This window comes from Dorea sp. AF24-7LB, from assembly GCF_003478575.1.
Taxonomy (GTDB): domain Bacteria; phylum Bacillota; class Clostridia; order Lachnospirales; family Lachnospiraceae; genus Dorea_D; species Dorea_D hominis.
The window spans coordinates 42163-62104 of the sequence record NZ_QUFR01000005.1; the positions used below are offsets into that span (position 1 = coordinate 42163).

20 protein-coding genes and 1 tRNA gene are annotated in these 19942 nt (G+C 42.4%); 17 read left to right on the top strand and 4 right to left on the bottom strand.

What is annotated here, in order from left to right:
- Nucleotides 1–62: 62 nt before the first annotated feature.
- Nucleotides 63–734, top strand: a complete 672-nt coding sequence (locus DWY31_RS06660; RefSeq protein WP_118519866.1) for an HAD family hydrolase — start codon at nucleotides 63–65, stop codon at nucleotides 732–734.
- Between the two features lie 187 nt (nucleotides 735–921).
- Here DWY31_RS06660 and rd read toward each other — a convergent pair whose 3' ends face one another.
- Together rd and DWY31_RS06670 are read right to left on the bottom strand one after the other, a co-directional pair.
- Nucleotides 922–1083: a rubredoxin gene (gene rd, locus DWY31_RS06665; protein WP_117537772.1), complete on the bottom strand. Its 162-nt coding sequence runs from the start codon at nucleotides 1081–1083 to the stop codon at nucleotides 922–924.
- Between the two features lie 89 nt (nucleotides 1084–1172).
- Entirely contained in the window at nucleotides 1173–2036 is an 864-nt protein-coding gene (locus DWY31_RS06670) for a class I SAM-dependent methyltransferase (RefSeq protein WP_021859794.1), read from the bottom strand.
- A 203-nt stretch (nucleotides 2037–2239) separates the two neighbouring features.
- Between DWY31_RS06670 and DWY31_RS06675 the strand changes: the two genes are divergently transcribed.
- The 8 genes from DWY31_RS06675 (at nucleotide 2240) to DWY31_RS06710 (ending at nucleotide 10617) form a co-directional block, all read left to right on the top strand.
- Nucleotides 2240–2893, top strand: coding sequence for a PHP domain-containing protein (locus DWY31_RS06675; protein ID WP_117537773.1), 654 nt, complete (start codon nucleotides 2240–2242; stop codon nucleotides 2891–2893).
- A 52-nt stretch (nucleotides 2894–2945) separates the two neighbouring features.
- A complete protein-coding gene (yedF, locus tag DWY31_RS06680) occupies nucleotides 2946–3551 on the top strand; it encodes a sulfurtransferase-like selenium metabolism protein YedF (RefSeq protein WP_021859792.1) in 606 nt (201 codons plus the stop codon).
- A gap of 174 nt (nucleotides 3552–3725) precedes the next feature.
- Nucleotides 3726–4766 carry a selenide, water dikinase SelD gene (gene selD / locus DWY31_RS06685; protein ID WP_186855938.1) on the top strand — a complete coding sequence of 347 codons (1041 nt, stop codon included), beginning with the start codon at nucleotides 3726–3728 and terminating at the stop codon, nucleotides 4764–4766.
- A 29-nt stretch (nucleotides 4767–4795) separates the two neighbouring features.
- Entirely contained in the window at nucleotides 4796–6223 is a 1428-nt protein-coding gene (gene selA, locus DWY31_RS06690; protein ID WP_118519867.1) for an L-seryl-tRNA(Sec) selenium transferase, read from the top strand.
- Between the two features lie 12 nt (nucleotides 6224–6235).
- Nucleotides 6236–8149, top strand: a complete 1914-nt coding sequence (selB, locus tag DWY31_RS06695) for a selenocysteine-specific translation elongation factor (RefSeq protein ID WP_118519868.1) — start codon at nucleotides 6236–6238, stop codon at nucleotides 8147–8149.
- Nucleotides 8149–9096: a selenium metabolism-associated LysR family transcriptional regulator gene (locus DWY31_RS06700; RefSeq protein ID WP_118288364.1), complete on the top strand. Its 948-nt coding sequence runs from the start codon at nucleotides 8149–8151 to the stop codon at nucleotides 9094–9096. The genes selB and DWY31_RS06700 overlap by 1 nt, the downstream gene beginning before the upstream one ends.
- Nucleotides 9097–9221: 125 nt before the next feature.
- Nucleotides 9222–10361, top strand: a complete 1140-nt coding sequence (locus tag DWY31_RS06705) for an aminotransferase class V-fold PLP-dependent enzyme (protein WP_021859787.1) — start codon at nucleotides 9222–9224, stop codon at nucleotides 10359–10361.
- Nucleotides 10362–10380: 19 nt separating this feature from the next.
- Nucleotides 10381–10617, top strand: coding sequence for a DUF3343 domain-containing protein (locus DWY31_RS06710; protein ID WP_021859786.1), 237 nt, complete (start codon nucleotides 10381–10383; stop codon nucleotides 10615–10617).
- 76 nt (nucleotides 10618–10693) lie between these two features.
- Here DWY31_RS06710 and DWY31_RS06715 read toward each other — a convergent pair whose 3' ends face one another.
- Both DWY31_RS06715 and DWY31_RS06720 read right to left on the bottom strand, forming a co-directional pair.
- Nucleotides 10694–11281, bottom strand: coding sequence for a TetR/AcrR family transcriptional regulator (locus tag DWY31_RS06715; RefSeq protein WP_021859785.1), 588 nt, complete (start codon nucleotides 11279–11281; stop codon nucleotides 10694–10696).
- A 176-nt stretch (nucleotides 11282–11457) separates the two neighbouring features.
- Nucleotides 11458–12492, bottom strand: coding sequence for a proline racemase family protein (locus tag DWY31_RS06720; RefSeq protein ID WP_117537780.1), 1035 nt, complete (start codon nucleotides 12490–12492; stop codon nucleotides 11458–11460).
- Nucleotides 12493–12840: 348 nt separating this feature from the next.
- Between DWY31_RS06720 and DWY31_RS13915 the strand changes: the two genes are divergently transcribed.
- The 8 genes from DWY31_RS13915 (at nucleotide 12841) to DWY31_RS06755 (ending at nucleotide 19925) form a co-directional block, all read left to right on the top strand.
- Nucleotides 12841–12938 (top strand) — tRNA-Sec (locus DWY31_RS13915).
- 286 nt (nucleotides 12939–13224) lie between these two features.
- Nucleotides 13225–14625 carry an NADH dehydrogenase gene (locus tag DWY31_RS06725; protein WP_021859783.1) on the top strand — a complete coding sequence of 467 codons (1401 nt, stop codon included), beginning with the start codon at nucleotides 13225–13227 and terminating at the stop codon, nucleotides 14623–14625.
- 174 nt (nucleotides 14626–14799) lie between these two features.
- On the top strand, nucleotides 14800–16650 hold the full coding sequence (prdA, locus tag DWY31_RS06730; protein WP_118519869.1) for a D-proline reductase (dithiol) proprotein PrdA: 1851 nt from the start codon (nucleotides 14800–14802) through the stop codon (nucleotides 16648–16650).
- Between the two features lie 16 nt (nucleotides 16651–16666).
- Complete coding sequence (locus DWY31_RS06735) at nucleotides 16667–16966, top strand: CBO2463/CBO2479 domain-containing protein (protein WP_021859781.1); 300 nt, start codon at nucleotides 16667–16669, stop codon at nucleotides 16964–16966.
- 2 nt (nucleotides 16967–16968) lie between these two features.
- Nucleotides 16969–17694: a D-proline reductase (dithiol) protein PrdB gene (gene prdB / locus DWY31_RS06740; protein ID WP_117537783.1), complete on the top strand. Its 726-nt coding sequence runs from the start codon at nucleotides 16969–16971 to the stop codon at nucleotides 17692–17694.
- Nucleotides 17695–17890: 196 nt separating this feature from the next.
- Nucleotides 17891–18658, top strand: a complete 768-nt coding sequence (gene prdD / locus DWY31_RS06745) for a proline reductase cluster protein PrdD (RefSeq protein WP_021859779.1) — start codon at nucleotides 17891–17893, stop codon at nucleotides 18656–18658.
- An 11-nt stretch (nucleotides 18659–18669) separates the two neighbouring features.
- Nucleotides 18670–19149, top strand: a complete 480-nt coding sequence (locus DWY31_RS06750) for a glycine/sarcosine/betaine reductase component B subunit (RefSeq protein WP_021859778.1) — start codon at nucleotides 18670–18672, stop codon at nucleotides 19147–19149.
- Between the two features lie 149 nt (nucleotides 19150–19298).
- On the top strand, nucleotides 19299–19925 hold the full coding sequence (locus tag DWY31_RS06755; RefSeq protein WP_158575493.1) for a YcxB family protein: 627 nt from the start codon (nucleotides 19299–19301) through the stop codon (nucleotides 19923–19925).
- The last annotated feature ends 17 nt before the right edge of the window (nucleotides 19926–19942 follow it).

Below are 19942 nucleotides of genomic sequence, written 5' to 3' on the forward strand. Positions count from 1 at the left end.
TAAGGTAAATGATGTAAAATAACTATCATGAGTAATAATTGGAGATACAGGAGAGCATTGTCATGAAAATAAATGGAAATAAAATAGAAGGACTTGTATTTGATATGGACGGTCTGCTGCTTGATTCGGAACGGATTGTGCAGAGATCGTGGGAGCTGTCCGGCAAAGAACTCGGAATAGAAGGAATGGGGCAGCAGATCTACCATACACTGGGAATGAATGCAAAAAGCCGCAGACAGTATTTTAAAAATGCGATCAGCGCAGATTTTCCTTATGAAGAATTTCAGAAACTGACATCCAAATATTTTTATCAGATTACAGATACAGAGGGACTTCCGGTGAAAAAAGGAGCAGCAGAGTTACTGGAATATGCAAAGACGCATGACTACAAGACCGCAGTGGCAACTTCGTCAAGCAGGAAGTATGCAGAGCGCGTGCTGACGGATGCGGGACTTTATCAGTGGTTTGACGGCGGTGTATTTGGCGATATGGTGACAAAAGGAAAACCAGATCCGGAAATCTATCTCCGTGCCTGTGAGAGTATTGCACTGCGTCCGGAAAACGGACTGGCATTTGAAGATGCACCGGGCGGAATCCGGTCGGCGGTGGCAGCAGGATTACATACCATCATGATTCCGGATCTGCTCCGGCCGACAGAAGAGATAAAAAAGCTGATTTACCGGAAGTTTGCTGATCTTGGGGAAGTGATTCCGTTTTTAGAGGGGAGTGTATAATTTTCAATCATAAAAACTCTTTGGAATTATATTTCCCAATGAGATATCATGGGAAAATTATGCAATATGGTGTGTTTCATACATAATAAAAAGAAGACTGGATGTATGCTGAGGTGTTCTCAATATACAGCTGGTCTTCTTTTGTTATGTCCATGTTTTTTTGACAAGTTTACACGGCGTATCCGTATTAGTCTTCTTTTGCGAATACTTCTTTTCCCATACCACAGATCGGGCAGAGCCAGTCGTCCGGCAGATCTTCAAAAGCTGTTCCGGGAGCGATACCTCCGTCCGGATCCCCATTTTCCGGATCATAAACATAGCCGCAAGGTTGACATACATATTTTTCCATCTTTTCTCCTCCGTTAGAAACCTTTCGTGTCCTTGTCCGGGATATTTTCCCAAACATCATCTTATAGTTAATCATATCGGACAAAAATGCTATATCTCTTTAGACCAGCGTCCAGATGCTCCGCAAGGGAGGACAAGGCCGGTGCTGCTGACCGGAAGACCGATTTCCTGGGATTCTACATGTCCGTGCCATGGTGCAAGTTCTGTCGCGATCATATAAGTCAGAACAGCAGGTGCCAGACCGGTTGTGTAGGAATTTACAAGGAAGAACAACGGATCGGCAGAGAGTATCTTCGTACATAATTTGATAAGCGGATGAATGGCATCCTCGATTTTCCAGATTTCTCCTTTCGGACCTCTTCCATAAGAAGGTGGATCCATGATGATCGCATCATAGTGATTGCCACGGCGGATCTCTCGTTCTACAAATTTCACACAGTCATCGACAAGCCAGCGAATCGGTTTATCGGATAAACCGGAAGATGCTGCATTTTCCTTCGCCCATGTAACCATTCCCTTGGATGCATCTACGTGTGTAACACTTGCTCCGGCTGCGGCAGCCGCAAGAGTAGCGCCTCCGGTATAGGCGAAAAGGTTCAGAACTTTTACCGGTCGTCCGGCGTTTTTGATTTTATCGGAGAACCAGTCCCAGTTGGTTGCCTGTTCCGGGAAAAGTCCGGTATGTTTGAAGCTGAATGGTTTCAAATTAAATGTCAGCTCTTTATAATGAATCTGCCACTGTTTTGGCAAATCGAAAAATTCCCATTCGCCACCGCCTTTTTTACTGCGGTGATAATGTCCGTTCGGATGTTTCCAGCCACTGTTTGTCTTTTTGGTATCCCAGATTACCTGCGGATCCGGGCGCACAAGAAGAAAATCACCCCAGCGTTCCAGTTTTTCTCCTTTGCTGCAATCTATTACTTCATAATCTTTCCATTGATCTGCAATCCACATAATTAAAAACCTTTCTCATGATTTGTTAGCATAGTCATTCATGAAAGATTATAGCATGGCGGAAAAGAAAAAGAAAGCCTATAGGCATCTTCTATAATAATGAATATATATTAAAAAACTCTATTTGAAGCACGGGACAGGAGTTTATATAATAGAAAGAGAAGGACAGTTGGAAAAACAGACAACTATGGGAGGAAATGATTATGCTGATCGATACACACATGCATGAGATGACATATTCCAAAGACAGTTTTCTGAAACTGGATGAGATGGTGCGCATCGCCAGGGCAAAAGGACTGGACGGAATCTGCATTACAGATCATGACAGCATGGGGCTTAAGGAATATGCAGCAGAATATTCCAGACGTGAGAATTTCCCGATCTTTACAGGAATTGAATTTTTCTCCCTGCAGGGCGATATAGTGGCATTTGGAATTGAAGAGTATCCGAAAGAACGGATACCTGCACAGGATTTTATTGATCTTGTCAAAGCGCAGGGCGGCGTGTGTTTTGCAGCACATCCATTTCGCAATAATAACAGAGGACTGGAAGATAATTTACGCACCGTGCACGGACTGGATGGGTTGGAAGTCTTGAATGGAAGTACGTCGCTTGAAGCATGTTATAAGGCTGCTGAATATGCAGAAGAACTTGGACTTTTCACACTTGGTTCCAGTGACTGTCATGTACCGGAGAAAGTTGGTGTATGCGCCACTTATTTTCCGGAGAAAGTACATACAATGGAAGAATTTCTGGAAGTGTTTAAAAAAGGAACGATGTGTCCGGCTTTTTATAAGGATGGACAATATCATATAATTACAAATAAGAAATCTATTTACCTTTCCGCACATCAATGATAGAATATATCTATATAAGATAAAAAAGGGAAGGCATGAAAGGAGAATCATTATGATTACAGTTAATGCTATGGGAGATAATTGCCCGATCCCGGTTATAAAGACCAAAAAGGCAATGCAGGCGCTCACAGGCCCGGAGACGATCGAAGTTTTAGTTGACAATGAGATCGCCGTTCAGAACGTAACAAAGATGGCTGAAAGCTCAGGCGGTGCAGTAAAGTCTGAGAAGATCGCTGACAAAGAATACAAAGTTACGATCCAGATGAACGGAGCACCTGAGACAGTAAGCGAAGGAGAGGAGACTTGTATGCCGGACGCAAGAGATAACACAGTTGTAGTAATTAATTCAGACCGCATGGGATCTGGTAACGATGAACTTGGAAAAGTATTAATAAAAGGTTTCATCTTTGCAATAACACAGCTTGATACTTTGCCTAAAACTATGTTATTCTATAATGGTGGAGCGACTCTGACCACAGAAGGTTCTGATTCATTGGAAGATTTGAAGTCACTGGAAGCACAGGGGGTTCAGATTCTGACATGTGGAACATGCCTTGATTATTATGGATTGAAAGAAAAACTGGTGGTAGGGACTGTAACAAATATGTACAGTATTGTTGAGACAATGGCAGGTGCTGGTAAGATCATCAGACCTTAATCATTTGTCCAGACAGATTTTGTAACAGAGGTAATAGAGCCGGACACTTGTGAGTCGCACAGGAAGTCCGGCTTATTTGCATATATTTAACAGGCTATATAATAGATGTATAGCGGAAACAGCCTCGCAGGAGGCGGAAGTTACATTCAATACCAAGGAGAGGAGAAAACAAGTATGAAATCAGATGTAAAACTGACAAGCTTGACGAAGACGGCAGGGTGAGCAGCTAAGATTGGTCCTGAGACCCTTGCCCAGGTTCTGGGTAAGTTGCCGAAGTTCGAGGACAAGAACCTGATCGTAGGTATTGAGACGTCGGACGATGCCGCTATATATAAAGTGACAGATGATATTGCTATGATACAGACGGTGGATTTCTTTACACCGATCGTAGATGAGCCGTATATGTTCGGACAGATTGCAGCAGCCAATTCACTGAGTGATGTGTGGGCGATGGGAGGAGAACCGGCAGTAGCTTTGAATATTGTTGGATTCCCGAACTGCCTGGATCCAGCTATTTTAGGGGATATCCTTGCCGGAGGAGCAGACAAAGTGAAGGAAGCAGGAGCTGTTCTGGTAGGAGGACATTCGGTGCAGGATGATGAACCGAAATATGGTCTCTGTGTATCAGGCTTTGTGCATCCGGATAAGATCTTTAAGAATTACGGATGCAGACCGGGAGATATCCTGGTTTTAACGAAACAAATAGGAAGCGGAATCGTTAATACTGCGATCAAAGCAGATATGGCATCACCGGAAGCAATCAGAGAAGCGCAGACGGTTATGGCATCGCTGAATAAGAGAGGAAAACAGGCGGTTGAGAAATATGACGTCAGCGCCTGCACAGACATCACAGGATTTGGACTTCTCGGTCACTGTGTCGAGATGGCATCAGCCAGTGATGTGACATTTGAAATCAATGTTAAAGACATTGCATACCTTACCGATGCGATCGATTTCGCGAAGATGGGACTGGTCCCGGCCGGAGCATACAAGAACCGAGGATATTCTATCGGGAAAGTAGACGCAGGTTCTATTCCGGAGTATTATCTGGACCTGCTATATGACCCACAGACATCCGGCGGATTGTTAATCAGTGTGGCACCGGATAATTTGAATGAGATGCTGGCAGATTTTAAGAATGCAAGCATGGATACCACGATTTCGGTGATCGGAAAGGTTGCACCTAAGAGCGACAAGTTGATCCGACTGTTTTAAGTCAAAGAAAAAGTGGAAGGAAGAAAAATATGGACAAGAATATGTTGTATCGCAGTATCCCGAAAGTGGATGTGCTGCTTGCTGATGAGAAAGTCCAGATGTTGATAGAGACTTATAGCCGGGAGACGGTTATGGAATCCATTCATCTGGAGATGAATCGTCTGCGTGCTTATATTGCAAAATGTGAAGACGAAGAGGAAGCAAAGAGACAGATTGAAGCGTTGACGGAGAAGATCGAGCGGACAGTGTCTGCAATGCATACGCCGAACATGCGCATGGTAATGAATGGTACGGGGACCATTCTCCACACCAATCTGGGAAGAGCACCGATAAGCCCGGAACATATGAAGAGGGTAGCGGCTATTGCAACAGGATATTCAAATCTGGAGTATAATCTCGAAGCCGGAAGACGTGGCGAACGTTATTCGCACTTCGAGGAATTGTTGTGCAAAATTACAGGGGCAGAGGCTGCGATGGCAGTCAATAACAACGCTGCTTCTGTTATGCTTATTTTGAGCTCGCTTGCTAAAGGAGGGGAAGTGATTGTTTCCCGTGGCGAGCTTGTAGAGATTGGCGGTAAGTTCCGCATCCCGGATGTTATGGAGCAGAGCGGGGCTTCACTTGTGGAAGTAGGAACAACCAACAAGACACACTATGATGATTATGAAGATGCGATCACAGAAGAGACAAAGGCACTTCTGAAGGTACACACAAGCAATTACCGTATTGTTGGATTCACAGATACAGTAGGGATTGATGAACTGATCCCGCTTGCGAAGGAACATGATCTTCCGGTAGTGGAAGACTTGGGAAGTGGTGTGCTCATTGACCTGGAAAGATACGGTCTTACACACGAGCCGACTGTACAGGAATCCATTGCAAAAGGTGCGGATGTTGTCTGCTTCAGTGGCGATAAATTATTGGGAGGACCACAGGCAGGTATCATTATCGGTAAGAAGAAATACATCGATATGATGAAGAAGAACCAGCTTACCCGTGCTCTCCGTATTGATAAATTTACAGCGGCAACGCTGGAACGTGTATTACAGGAATATCTGTCTGAAGAAAAGGCAGTTCAGAACATTCCTGTTCTTCGCATGATTACAAAATCATTAGACGAAGTGACTAAAGATGCTAAGAAATTATGCCGTATTTTAAAAGCGGCAAAGCTTTCTGCCGAGATCAGTGTGGTTCCACTTGAATCACAGATTGGCGGAGGTTCTCTCCCTCTGGAGCGTATCGCAAGTATGGGCGTTGCGATCAATCCTGAGAAGATCAGCATTACAGAGCTTGAAGAAAGACTGCGCCATATGCCGGTGCCGTTGATTCCGAGAACAGCAAATGACACTGTGCTGATCGACGTAAGAACGATGGATGAACAGAATTTCAAATTACTCGCTAAGCAGTTACAGGAACTGCAGGTGTTTGAAGAGAAGAGTCTGATAGAAGTACGTTAGGAGAGAATGGCTATGAAAAATATCATCATTGGAACGGCCGGGCATATAGACCATGGTAAGACGACACTCATTAAAGCACTGACCGGAAGAAATACAGACCGATGGGAAGAAGAACAGCGCCGTGGAATTACAATTGACCTTGGATTTACGTATTTTGACCTTCCGGGTGGAGATCGTGCAGGAATCATCGATGTTCCGGGACATGAGAAATTTATTAACAACATGGTTGCCGGTGTAGTAGGAATGGATCTTGTGCTGCTTGTCATTGCAGCGGACGAAGGAATCATGCCGCAGACAAGAGAGCATATGGATATTCTGAATTTATTGGGAATTGAAAAAAGTATTATTGTATTGAATAAATGTGATCTTGTAGATGAAGAGTGGCTGGAACTTGTAGAAGAAGATGTAAAAGACGAGCTGGCAGGCACATTTCTGGAAGGAGCACCGGTGGTGGAAGTATCTGCCGCAACCGGACAGGGACTGGACAAACTGATCGATGAGATCGTGCATCTGACAAGCGATGACATTGTCCAGAAGGATATTCACACGATCCCGCGTCTTCCAATTGACCGTGCATTTACACTGTCAGGATTTGGAACGATTATCACCGGAACACTTGTATCCGGAACGATTTCCAAAGAAGACACATTGGAGATGTATCCGATCGGCAAAGAATGTAAAATCCGAAGCATTCAGGTGCATGGAGAGGATAAGAAAGAATGTTACGCAGGACAGCGGGTTGCAATCAATCTTTCCAACGTTAAGAAAAAGGAGATCAAGAGAGGATGCGTGCTTGCGCCGGTCAACAGTATGAAGAATACAGATCTTCTTGATGTAAAACTGAATGTGCTGGACTCATCGTTACGCGTGCTGACCAATCATTCGCGGCTTCATTTCTTCACAGGAACAAGCGAGATTTTATGTCGTGCAGTTCTTCTTGACAAGGAAGAAATCGGACCGGGTGAGAGTGGTTATGTACAGCTTCGCCTGGAAGAAGAGATTGCAGTCAGAAGAGGAGACAAATTTGTTGTCCGCTTCTATTCACCGATGGAGACGATCGGTGGAGGCGTGATCCTGGAGCCGAATCCGAAGATTAAGCGCAGATTCCAGGACGATGTCATTGAAGAACTGGAAAGAAAGGAATCTGGTTCCTCCGCAGATGTTATCGCATTGCATGCGAAAGCACACGGCGATACACTGATTTCCTGTGCAGAGCTTGCGAAGCTTACTGCACTGTCACCGGAAGAAGTTGCAGAAGATGTAAAAGAGTTGGAAGAAGAGGGAACGATTTACACATTCCCGATGAGAAAAGATACTTATGTCTGGCATGCGGATTCTGAGCGTGAAGCAGCGAAGAAGCTGACGGATGCACTGGAGAAATACGAAGAAGAGCATCCATACCGTTATGGAATGAAAAAAGCAGAAGTACAGATGACTTTCTTCAAAAAAGTGAAGCCAAATGTATTTGATAAAATTATTGAAAAAGAAGAAAACAACGGACACATCAAACGTGTAGATGAATTTTTATGTACACCTGATTATGAAGTCACCAAAGATGATACTTATGAGAAAGTATCCGGAACCTATCTTGACAGCTTCCGCAAAGCAAAATATGATTTCCTGAAATATACGGAGATTGATCTTGGAAAAGTCAGTCGGGAGATCGGAGACGATATATTAAATATTTTGCTGGAAGAAGGAAAGATTGTCAAAGTTACAGATGACATGTATACGCTTACTGAATATATGGACAAAGCGAAGGAAATCATCTTAGCAAAACTGTCGGAAGATCCGATCATTACAATTGCACAGGTAAGAGACATTTTTGATACGAGCAGAAAAAGTGCAAAACCGATTCTGGAGTATATGGACAGTATCAAAGTAACGAAAAAAACCGGTGCAGAGAGTGAAAGGGTGGCATACTAATGAATCTGAAACAGTTAGAAGCGTTTGTAAAAGTAGCAGAAGGTGGTAGTTTTTCGAAAGCGGCAAAAGATCTGTTCCTGACACAGCCGACGATCAGTGCACATATTTCATCGCTGGAGAAAGAATTAAACGCAAGATTATTCGTAAGAAATACAAAAGAAGTAAGTCTGTCTGATGACGGCACAGAATTATACAAATATGCAAAGCAGATGATCGATCTGCAGAAGAAGATAGAAGAGAGTTTTGGAACGGAAAAAGGTGAGAAAAAACATGGAATTACAATTGCAGCTTCCACAATTCCGGCACAGCATCTTCTCCCAAAAGCACTTATGAGTTTTAATGCGCGTTATCCGGATGAACAAATTAAAATTGTTGAGACAGATAGCAGCAAAGTGGTACAGCAGATTATTGATCATATGGCAGATGTCGGATTTACCGGAACGGTTCTGGAAAAGAAACATTGCAAATATATTCCGTTCTATAAGGACGAATTGGTAATTATTACACCGAATACAGAAAGATATCAGAAACTGCAGAAGATGGATCCGGAAGATATTTCCTGGATGAAAGAGGAACATGTGATCATGCGTGAGGAAGGATCCGGAACACGTAAAGAAGCAGAGAATCAGTTAAAAGATGCCGGAATCAAGATGACAGACCTGGACATCATTGCAAGTATTGAGAATCAGGAGACAATTAAGAAGTCTGTCAGACAGGGAATGGGAATTTCTGTATTATCAAAGCTGGCAACAAAAGATGAAGTGGCAGCAGGGTTTCTCCTTGCATTTCCTATTCCGGAGAGTGATGACGGCAGAGATATCAATCTTGTATATAATAAGAATTATCAGCTATCAAGAAGTGCAGAGCGTTTTGTGAAAATTGTAAAAGAAGTTTATGGGCTTGAAAGCCATGAACTTAAGAAAGAACAGGGCGAGAAAGCGGTATAATGACGAGACTAATAGATGGGATCTATAAAGTGACACGAACATATAATATATCTATTAGACGGGAGAATTAAAAACAAGTATACTAAGAGCAGACGGTTATCCGCCTGTATGAGAGGATAAGGATTATGATTTATTTGGATAATGCAGCTACAACAATGCATAAGCCACAGGAAGTGATTGATGCAGTTGTGCAGGCAATGAGTTCAATGGGCAATGCCGGAAGAGGGGCGAATGAAGCGTCCTTAAGTGCGGCAAGAGTGATTTATGATACGAGAGATCAGTTATGCCGTTTCTTTGGTGCAGAGAATCCGAAGCAGATTGCATTTACAGCAAATTCAACGGAGAGTCTTAACATTGCGATCAAAGGATTGCTGAATCCGGGAGATCATGTGATTACAACGATGTTGGAGCATAATTCAGTATTACGTCCTCTGTATGAGATGCAGGAAAAAGGAGTGAAACTTACGATTGTGAAAAGCAATCCGAAAGGGACTCTTGATATCCGTGATATAGAAGATGCGATCACACCTGAGACGAAGATGATTATTTGTACAAATGGATCGAATCTGACAGGAAATTATATCCCATTACAACCGATTGGCGATATGGCGAAAGAACATGGTGTGTTGTTTGTTGTTGATGCGTCACAGACTGCAGGAATATTTCCGATAGATGTGCAGAAGATGCATATCGATGTTCTTTGCTTTACGGGACATAAAGGTCTGCTGGGACCACAGGGAACAGGTGGAATTTATGTGAGAGAAGGACTGGAAGTCAGACCGCTGAAGGTTGGCGGAAGTGGTGTGCAGACATACAATAAAAAACATCCGGTGCAGATGCCGACTGCGCTTGAAGCGGGGACACTCAATGGACATGGAATTGCAGGCCTTCATGCAGCCATGGACTATCTGGAGAGAACAGGCGTGGATGCAATACGCGCCCGTGAACAAGAACTGATGTGGCGTTTTTATAATGGCGTAAAAGATGTGCCGGGTGTAACAATATACGGCGACTTCGATACGAAGGAGCGTTGCGCGATCGTGACACTGAATATCGGTGATTACGATTCCGCAGAAGTCAGTGATGAACTTCTTACTGAATATGGTATTTCGACAAGACCAGGTGGGCATTGTGCACCGCTTATGCATGAAGCACTTGGAACGGTTGAACAGGGAGCTGTAAGATTCAGCTTTTCCCATTATAATACAGACGAGGAAGTGGATACTGCAATTCGTGCGATCCATGAACTGGCAGAAGACGAGTAAGAGGAGTAGTGAGACTGACATGAGAAAAAAAGAAATGAAACTTATAATTACATTCCATACAACAGCAGATGCTATGGCTATGGAAAAGGCTTGTAAAGAGCAGAATGTTCCGGGAAGGATTATTCCGGTGCCGCGTGCGATATCAGCGGGATGCGGACTTTCCTGGTGCGCGAACCTGGATGAACGTGACCAGATCAAAGCGATGATGGAGAAGAACGGGATTCAGGAAGAAAATATGCATGAGTGTCTTGTATAAGTATACTACAACATAACTAACAACAGGAAAAGAGCAGATGGAAAACCATCTGCTCTTTTCCTGTTGTTATAAAATTTTAAACTCCTTCGACAAAGGTATCCAAGACATGTGGTAACAGCTTGTCACTATAGTCTGTCAGATCAAATTTGCCTTTAAATAATGCCCAGTCGTAAAGAATGGCACGTTCATACATAGCATAGATATTTACTAATTCTTCAGTTGTGCTGGTGTTCTTGAACTCCCCATTATCTAAAGCTGTCTGAATAATCTCTGTGATCCATGTGAAATAAAAACGCTTGTGATCAGACAGAGATTTTTTGTCTTTGGTGATCAACTGAGAAGAATACAGGTAAGCAAGAAGCTTGATATCCACACTTGTCTTGATCATATAAAATAATTCATGATTCAGGAAAAGCAATTTGTCATAAGCAGACAATGCAGGATCGATCACACCATATAATTCTTCGTATTTCTGGTCAAAGAGATAAGATAAACTGTTTAACAAAGCTTCCTTCCCTTTGAAATAATGATAAAAAGTACCTTTGGAAGTCTTGGATGCTGCTATGATATCCTCGACAGTGGTATCTTCATAACCATTTTTGAAAAATAAATTCCATGCAGCTTTAACAATGCGGCTCTTTGTGGATTGTCTTTTCCTTGGCATACGATGTTTCCTTTCCTCGTTGTTATATGAGCGGTAAATTCCGTGAAATGTGATTTATCGCTGGTTAGCAGTGGAGATGTAGCCGTGCTGTCATGATACATTTTCCATACTGCTATAATAAAACAAGAGAGAACCAAGAAACAGGTTCTCTCCCGTAAATATAATCTGATGAATAATTATCCGATAAGGAAACCGTATTTTAACGGATCGTCTCCATCGATAATATATGTAGCAACACCTGTCAGGTAAGCTGTACCTGTAACCATTGGAATAACTGCATCGTAATCACCGATCTTAGTTTCTTCTTTGATTACACCTTTGAAACGTGTTCCCATGAAGCTTTCGTAAATGAATTCTTCTCCAACGCCAAGCTCACCCCATTTATGAAGTGTAGCAAGTTTAGCACTTGTACCTGTTCCGCAAGGTGAACGGTCAGCCTGAGCATCACCGAATACTACAACGTTTCTCATAGTAGCCTGATCCGGATTTGGTGTTGGTCCGTAGAACTCAACAAGGTCAACTTCTGTGATGTCAAGTGTTGGGTGCTGAATCTTAACTTCAGCATTGATCTTATCACGCATCTTCATTCCGAGAGCTGTGTATGCCGGAACTGTCTTGGCGTTGATCTCTCCGATGTCAAGCTTAGTTGTATCAACTAATGCGAAGAAACTTCCACCGAATGAAATAGTATAAGGAATGTCTACTCCGTCAATATTAACTGTTAAGTTGTCTTTGTAAACGAATGCAGGTACATTTGTAAGTGTAACACCTGTAACTTTTCCGTTTTCTACCATAGCTGTTGTACGAATGATTCCTGCAGGAGCTTCCAGAACAACTTCGTTTTCACCTTCATGGGATTCAACAAGTCCTGCTTCGATTGCAACAGTAACGGAACCGATTGTACAATGTCCGCACATGTTCAGATATCCGCCTGTATCCATGAAGATAACTCCCAGATCTGCTTCGTCGCTGACTGGTTTGCATAAGAAACCACCAAACATATCGTGGTGTCCTCTAGGCTCCAGCATCAGAGCTGTACGAACGTGATCGTAATTCTCCTCCATCCATTTTTTCTTTTCAATCATGGTGTTGCCTTCCGGCTCTGGAAATCCCCCGATTACCATACGGCAAAATTCTCCGGCTGTATGTGCGTCAACAACCTGAAGTGCTGCCTCGTAGTTTGCAAAATTCACATTTGCTTTTAACTCCATAATTAGTCCCTCCTTAATATGAGATATTGAATAATTATTATTTATAGAAAACCTCTATAAATTTTATAAAAACACATAGAAACCCCGAGTTTGCAATGTGCCTTTTTTAAAATAGACTCAAAAAAATGAGAGCAAATTCAGTGATAAACACGAATAATCATACAAAAGTACGACATAAAATTAACAAATAGACCGTATTCTAGTACCGCGTTTAATCTCTTGTTTCTATTATCTACGAAAACCCTTGAAAAGTCAATGCTTTTTTGATATTATAAATTTAAATAAAAAGTGTTGAAAAATAACGAATATTGTGCTATTCTTAACAAGCGAATGAAAAGCGCATAATATGGGGGTAGATGGGTGACTGGTGTGCCTCCTAGTCTTCAAAACTAGTGTGGGGCGTTAAGAGCGTCCTGGGTGGGTTCGATTCCCACATGCCTCCGCCAGAAGAAGTGCAGCTATGTTGCGTTAAAAAAATAACTTATAGAAAGCATCTATGAATAAAGGAATGTGGCGAGCTGAACAACGGATAAAAAAAGAATAATAATGATTATACGATTTATATTCTCACAGCAGAAAGCTGGAGAGTATGCATTATCTACATATTATATTAAAAGTTTAAAAGTCAGAAGAACAGAATGTAACAGCGAAGTTAAGTCAGAATAAGTAAACGAACCATGGTATCGGTTTCGTTTTTTACTTATATATAAAAGAAAAGGAGAGAATAGTGTCATGGGAAAAGTACAGATTTTATTACGTCAGCATGTTGGCGCACCGTGTGCACCGTGCGTTGAAGTTGGGGCGGATGTAAAAAAAGGTACACTGATTGCTACACCGACTGGACTTGGAGCTAACATCTATGCCAGTGTATACGGAAAAGTAACAGAGATTACAGATGACAGAATCATCATTGAAGCTGCAGACGAGCAGCCGGATGAATTCGTGCCGATCGATGTGCCGGAAGATGCAAGTAAACTGGATATGGTAAAAGCAGCCGGAGTAGTTGGAATGGGAGGAGCTGGATTCCCGACAGGAGTTAAGCTTAACATTAACTTGGCAGAGACTCCGATGGGAGAGATTAATCCGGAGATCAACCCGGAACTGCCAAAGGATTTCAGCATCGACTGTGGATATATCCTGATCAATGCTGCTGAGTGTGAACCGGGACTGGAGCACAATACACAGCAGATTGAGACACAGACAGATAAAGTAATCCGCGGTATCAAATACTGCATGGAAATCACACATGCTGAGAAGACGATTATCGCAATTAAGAAAAAACATCACAAAGCAATCAAAGCTCTGCAGAAAGCTCTTGAGAAGGAGTCTGCTATTACAATGCATCTGCTTCCGGATATTTATCCAATGGGAGAAGAACGTGCGGTAGTAAGAGAGTGTCTGGGTGTGAACCTTGATACAACTCAGCTTCCATCAGCTGCAAGAGCAGTAGTTGTAAATGTTGAGACTGCCTGTCGAGTTGCAGAAGCAATCGATGAGAAGAGACCATGTATCAGCAAGAACTTAACGGTTCGTGGAAAACTGAACGGTGGTAATGCAGCACACGTATATATGGATGTGCCGGTCGGTGTAAGCGTTGGCGAACTGATCGAGAAGGCAGGTGGAATTGATGGCAAATACGGTGAGATCATCATGGGAGGAGCCTTCACAGGTAAATCTACAGAATTAGATGCACCGATTACCAAGACAACAGGAGCAATTCTTGTAACTGTTGAATTTCCAGATCTTCACGGAGCTAATGTAGGTATATTAGTATGTGCCTGCGGTGGTAGTGAAGAACGTATGAGAGAGATCGCTAAGAAGATGAACGGAAACGTTGTTTCTATGTGCAGATGTAAACAGGCGATCGAGAATAAACCGGGTGCACCACTGAAGTGCTTAAGACCTGGTAACTGCCCTGGACAGGTTAAGAACAACCTGCAGTTCAAGAAAGACAAATGTGAATATATCATCATCGGTAACTGCTCTGACTGCTCTAACACAGTTATGGCATCCGGACCGAAGATGGGCTTGAAAGTATTCCATCAGACAGACCATGTTATGAGAACAGTTGGACATCCACTGTACAGAACTCTGAGAGTTTCTAAACAGGTAAGTCAGGATATTGACTTTTAATCACATTCTATTTTAGGTAATACCGTCACGTACAGGCAAGGGCCTTAGACCCCCGATTCTTCGGCCTGGGGAAAAAGAGACTAATCTCTCTGCCGGGCGTGGCTGTATATATACATTACTATGTGCGATAAAGCACAGGTAGATTTTTTCAACCAATACAAGGAGGGAAACAATATGTCAATCACAGCTGAAACAGCTAAAGAACATGCTCATGATCCTGCGGTATTATGCTGTAGAGCAGAAGCTGGCATCACAATTGAACCAGCTAATCTGGAAGATCCGGCTATCTTTGATGATTTGGTAGATTCAGGATTATTAAATCTGGATGGATGCCTGACAATCGAAGAGGTATTAGGAGCAAAACTTACAAAAACTTGTGATTCTCTTTGCCCGTTAACAAATGATGTCCTGGATGGTGTGAAAGCACCTACAACAGAGGCACCGGCAGCAGAGGCAGAGGAAGTTGCAGAGGCACCGGCAGAGGAAGCAGCACCAGTTGCAGCACCGGTTGCAGGTGGAACATTAAAGATTCATATCGGAGAAGGAAAAGATATCAATCTTGAGATCCCGGTTGGAGCTCTTGGAGCATCAGGAGCAGCGGTAGCAGAAGTTCCAGCAGGAGCAGCTACAGCAGACACAGCAGCTGCAGCAGACGCTGACGTAGAAAAAGTTGCTGGTGAATTAACAAGAAAACATTTCAAGATCACAGAAGTTAAGAGAGGACCGGAGACAAAGATCGAAGGAACAACTCTTTACATCCGTGAAGGAATTGAAGCAGACGTTATTGCTGATCAGGAATTAGTTAAAGATTTCCATCTGGAAATTATCACTCCTGATAAATATCACACATATTCAGAAACTATCATGGATGTTCAGCCAATCGCTACAAAAGAAGGCGATTCAATCATCGGTGAAGGTGTTACAAGAGTACTTGATGGCGTTGTTATGATGCTGACTGGTACAGATGAAGGCGGAGTTCAGATCGGTGAGTTCGGTTCTTCAGAAGGATACCTTGATGAGAACATCATGTGGGGACGTCCGGGTTGCCCAGATAAAGGAGAGATCTTTATCAAAGGTAATATCGTAATCCAGGAGAAGACAAACATGGAGCGTCGTGGACCTATGGCTGCTCATACAGCATTTGACATCATTACACAGGAAATCCGTGAAGTGATGAAAGAGTTAGATGAAAGCCTTGTAACAGATACAGAGGAATTGAAATCTATCCGTCGTCCTGGAAAGAAAAAAGTTGTAATTGTTAAGGAAATCATGGGACAGGGAGCTATGCATGATAACTTCATCCTTCCTGTAGAACCTGTTGGTATCCTTGGCGCAAGAGCTAACGTAGACTTAGGAAACGTTCCGATCTGCGTATCTCCGCTGGAAGTACTGGATGGATGTATCCATGCATTAACATGTATCGGACCTGCATCTAAAGAGATGTCCAGACATTATTGGAGAGAGCCTCTTGTACTGGAAGCACTTCATGATCCGGAAGTTGACCTTTGCGGAGTTGTATTTGTAGGATCTCCTCAGATCAATGCTGAGAAGTTCTATGTATCTCGTCGTGTAGGTCATACAGTAGAGATGATGGATGCGGATGGTGCTTTCGTTACAACAGAAGGTTTCGGAAATAACCACATTGACTTCGCAAGTCATATCGAGCAGATCGGTATGAGAGGTGTTCCGACAGTAGGTATGTCTTACTGTGCAGTACAGGGAGCACTTGTTGTTGGTAATAAACACATGCAGTACATGGTTGATAACAACAAATCTGAGTCCGGTATTGAGAACGAAGTACTTGGTTGCAATACTCTTTGCCAGGAAGATGCAATCCGTGCACTTGCTATGCTGAAGACAGCAATGGCTGGTGAAGAAGTAAAAGCTGCTGAGAAGAAATGGAATCCAAACGTTAAATCTACAAACGTTGAGCTGATTGAAGAAGCTTATGGCAAGAAAGTTGATCTTGTTGACAATGAGCAGGCACTTCCGATGAGCCAGAAACGTAAAGAGAAATACGATTAATTCCGGGTGACCGTGAATGAATAATGAGCGTTTGAATTATGGAGACAGAATCATTTATATGGAGGGTGTTGTAGTTGACGTTGATGATTGCAGCATCAGCATAGACTTGAAAGGTCGTTTGGGATTCTTCAAAGCTCCGAAGAGAATGTTTATCTGTGATACCGAGCCAAAAGTTGGTCAGGAATTCGGATGGAACATGAGTTTTCCGGAACAATTAGGACCTGAAGTAAATGATAAATATGTCAGTAACATAGAAAAAGAACGACGCAAACAAGAAGAAATGCGCGCACGTTTGGATGATAATAAGGAGGATTAAAAATGAGTTTAACGGTTGTTAAAGGCTTACAGTCTGAAATATTCGTTCCTATTACTCCACCGGCTGTATGGACTCCTGTAACAAAAGAGCTGAAAGATATGTCTATCGCTCTTGCTACAGCAGCAGGTGTTCATAAGAAGAGTCAGGAGAGATTCAACCTTGCAGGTGACTTCACTTGGAGAAAGATAGAGAACACTACACCATCAAGCGATCTGATGGTATCCCATGGTGGATATGATAACAGTGATGTTAACAAAGACATCAACTGTATGTTCCCGATTGACAGAATTCATGAATTAGCAGCAGAAGGATTTATCAGAGCTTGTGCTCCGGTACATGCTGGATTCATGGGTGGTGGCGGAAACCAGGAGAAATTTAAACATGAAACTGGTCCGGCTGTCGCTGAAATGTTCAAAAATGAGGATGTTGATGCAGTAATCCTCACAGCTGGTTGAGGTACTTGCCACCGCTCTGCAGTATTGGTGCAGAGAGCGATTGAAGAAGCTGGAATTCCTACAATTATTATTGCAGCTCTTCCACCAGTTGTTCGTCAGACTGGTACTCCTCGTGCAGTAGCTCCGCTGGTACCTATGGGTGCTAATGCTGGTGGACCGCACAATGTAGAACAGCAGACACAGATTGTAAAAGCAACTCTGGAGCAGTTAGAGAAAATCCAGACACCTGGAACTATTGTTCCGTTGCCATACGAGTATGTAGCTAAAATCTAATTTAAGCTAAAAGGGGCAGATGCGTTTAGCGCATCTGCCTTTTTTATAAAGACACATTTGCTTTTATAAAAATATAAAGAATACATTAAAAAAGAAAAAATAATTGCATGATAATTTGTTGGAAGTTCGTAGAATTTATTGTATAATAAATATATAATGTGAAAACATTGACGAGAAAAATATGGAGGTAACGAAGATGGCTGAAAAAGAGATTAATTTACGTCGCCTTGTTATCAAAGCCTTTCATATGACGGATGTTGAATGGGGCGATGAAAACAATATTACAACGGATGGCCATATGACTGTCAGCAAGGGGATGCTGGAACAGTTGACAGCAGAAGATGATTGCATTGAGAAGATTGATATCCAGATTATCAAACCGGGAGATCATGATCGCTGGACGAACACGATTATGGATATTATCCCGATTTCTACAAAGGTTCTTGGAAAGCTGGGAGAAGGTATTACACATACGGTAACAGGTGTATATGTAATGTTGACAGGTGTAGATGTGGATGGCAAGCAATGTCATGAATTCGGATCATCAGAGGGTAATCTGAAAGATCAGTTATATTTGAATCGAGCTGGTACACCGGGAGATGATGATTATATTATTTCCTTTGACGTTACATTTGCATCAGGTATGGGGCAAGAAAGACACGGACCATTTACTGCACACAGACTTTGCGATAAATTTATTCAGACCTATCGTGAAAAACTGAAAAAGTTTAAAGGTGAGAAATGCACAGAAAGACATGAATATCATGATAAAGTAAGACCTGGAAAGAAGAGAGTGGTGATTATTCGCCAAGTTGCAGGCCAGGGAGCAATGTACGATACGCATCTGTTTCCGGATGAACCGTCAGGGGTTGAAGGTGGTAAATCAATCATTGAAATGGGCAATATGCCGGTCATGATCACTCCGAATGAGTATCGTGATGGTATTATTCGCTCTATGCAGTAGGAGGTGTTAGTATGGGAATTGGACCGTCAACAAAGGAAACATCGTTACATCACTTCAGAGATCCGTTATTGGAAGTAGTGGCTGAAGATACAGATTTGGACCTGATGGGACTTATTATTGTAGGTACACCGGATGATAACAAAGACAAGATCCGTGTGGGTACAAGAGCTGCTGCTATGGCAGAGATGATGCGGGCAGATGGCGTAATTATTTCATCTGATGGATGGGGCAACAGTGATGTAGACTTTACAAATACATGTGAGCAGTTAGGCATCCGTGATATTCCGGTTACCGGACTGAATTTCAGCGGAACTGTAGCACAGTTTGTTGTTGTTAATGACTATCTGGATGGTATCGTGGATATCAATAAGAGTGCGGATGGTACAGAGACAGACGTTGTAGGCGAGAATAATATGGTCAAACTGGACTGCCTGAAAGCGAAAGCTTTGCTGAAATTGAAGATGCGCCAGAAAGAGCAGCGCCGGGAGTAGATATATATATGGAATGCCGTTCGGACAAAAGATGTATAAAATGAGTGATTTTAATTTATCTACTGGTATTTCATAAGTATATAATGGAGGGATGCAGTTTCCGGATTAAGAATCTGTATCCCCTTTTTAATGTTATGAGAGGTGACAAGATGGAAAAGAAGACATCACAGGATCGCAGGCGAGTGCATTATGAGGTGCAGACAAGACGTGATACGAAGCTAATAAAGAGATTCATCAATTTTAAAAATCGAGTAGAACATCCAACGGTAACACCGGGCTTGATTCTGATAGGCATTACATTCATTCTATTGCCATTTGTGAGACCGGAGATAAAGATGGATATAGGAAAATCAGGGGTTGCTGTCAGCGCCCTTATTGGGGCATTTCTGACGTTTTTGGGAATAGGAAGACAATATATAACGATAGCTTTGATGAAGAGAAATCCGGATATTACTTTAAATGAAGAAATTAATTATTTATTTGGAAATGAGGATATCCGTGCAAAGAAAGAACATTCCGAAGAACGTGTAGGATATTATAAGAACGTATATAGTTTGTGGGAAGATGAGAAGACATTTTATCTGGGAATTGAAAACGATGAACTGGTCATACTTCCCAAAAATGGATTTCTGACTGGGGAAGCAGAGGCGTTTAAATTATTTATCATAGAGAAAAGTAATGCGAAATATATATGGATGCCAATGAAATGGAAAAATATTTATAAAGCAAGAATGGTCAGACGCCAGATGAATAAGCAGCCGGAAAAAAACGAATAATCTGCAGAGCTTGTCCC